Origin of the sequence: Pantoea sp. RIT413 (genome assembly GCF_003057675.2) — a bacterium.
Classification (GTDB): Bacteria; Pseudomonadota; Gammaproteobacteria; order Enterobacterales; family Enterobacteriaceae; genus Pantoea; species Pantoea eucrina.
In genome coordinates this window covers 1-1533 of the sequence record NZ_QBJB02000029.1, presented here as the reverse complement: position 1 = coordinate 1533, position 1533 = coordinate 1, and the positions used below count along the sequence as shown (strand labels likewise).

1 rRNA gene is annotated in these 1533 nt (G+C 55.0%); it reads right to left on the bottom strand.

From position 1 onward, the window contains the following. A 23S ribosomal RNA gene (locus DBY66_RS17695) occupies positions 1-1437 on the bottom strand; the annotation flags it as partial. Positions 1438-1533: the final 96 nt, after the last annotated feature.

Here is a 1533-nt window from a genome sequence, read left to right as displayed (position 1 = left end):
TAGCCTTCTCCGTCCCCCCTTCGCAGCAACACCAAGTGCAGGAATATTAACCTGCTTCCCATCGACTACGCCTTTCGGCCTCGCCTTAGGGGTCGACTCACCCTGCCCCGATTAACGTTGGACAGGAACCCTTGGTCTTCCGGCGAGCGGGCTTTTCACCCGCTTTATCGTTACTTATGTCAGCATTCGCACTTCTGATACCTCCAGCATGCCTCACAGCACGCCTTCTGCGGCTTACAGAACGCTCCCCTACCCAGCAAACTCGCGTTCGCTGCCGCAGCTTCGGTGCATGGTTTAGCCCCGTTACATCTTCCGCGCAGGCCGACTCGACCAGTGAGCTATTACGCTTTCTTTAAATGATGGCTGCTTCTAAGCCAACATCCTGGCTGTCTGTGCCTTCCCACATCGTTTCCCACTTAACCATGACTTTGGGACCTTAGCTGGCGGTCTGGGTTGTTTCCCTCTTCACGACGGACGTTAGCACCCGCCGTGTGTCTCCCGTGATAACATTCTCCGGTATTCGCAGTTTGCATCGGGTTGGTAAGCCGGGATGGCCCCCTAGCCGAAACAGTGCTCTACCCCCGGAGATGAGTTCACGAGGCGCTACCTAAATAGCTTTCGGGGAGAACCAGCTATCTCCCGGTTTGATTGGCCTTTCACCCCCAGCCACAGGTCATCCGCTAATTTTTCAACATTAGTCGGTTCGGTCCTCCAGTTAGTGTTACCCAACCTTCAACCTGCCCATGGCTAGATCACCGGGTTTCGGGTCTATACCCTGCAACTTAGCGCCCAATTAAGACTCGGTTTCCCTTCGGCTCCCCTATGCGGTTAACCTTGCTACAGAATATAAGTCGCTGACCCATTATACAAAAGGTACGCAGTCACCCCCATAAAGAAGGCTCCCACTGCTTGTACGTACACGGTTTCAGGTTCTGTTTCACTCCCCTCGCCGGGGTTCTTTTCGCCTTTCCCTCACGGTACTGGTTCACTATCGGTCAGTCAGGAGTATTTAGCCTTGGAGGATGGTCCCCCCATATTCAGACAGGATACCACGTGTCCCGCCCTACTCTTCGAGCTCACAGCAAGTGCGTTTTCGTGTACGGGGCTGTCACCCGGTATCGCGCGCCTTTCCAGACGCTTCCACTAACGCACAAGCTGATTCAGGCTCTGGGCTGCTCCCCGTTCGCTCGCCGCTACTGGGGGAATCTCGGTTGATTTCTTTTCCTCGGGGTACTTAGATGTTTCAGTTCCCCCGGTTCGCCTCGCAGCACTATGTATTCATGCTGCGATGATGCACTGGGTGCACCGGGTTTCCCCATTCGGACATCGCCGGCTGTAGCGGTTCATATCACCTTGCCGGCGCTTTTCGCAGATTAGCACGTCCTTCATCGCCTCTGACTGCCAGGGCATCCACCGTGTACGCTTGGTCGCTTAACCTCACAACCCACAGGCGTTTTGAACGCTGTGAATCGCGATAATCTTGAGACCCGGCCGCATCGCGCATCGTTCTTATTACGGAGAACGAATACGACG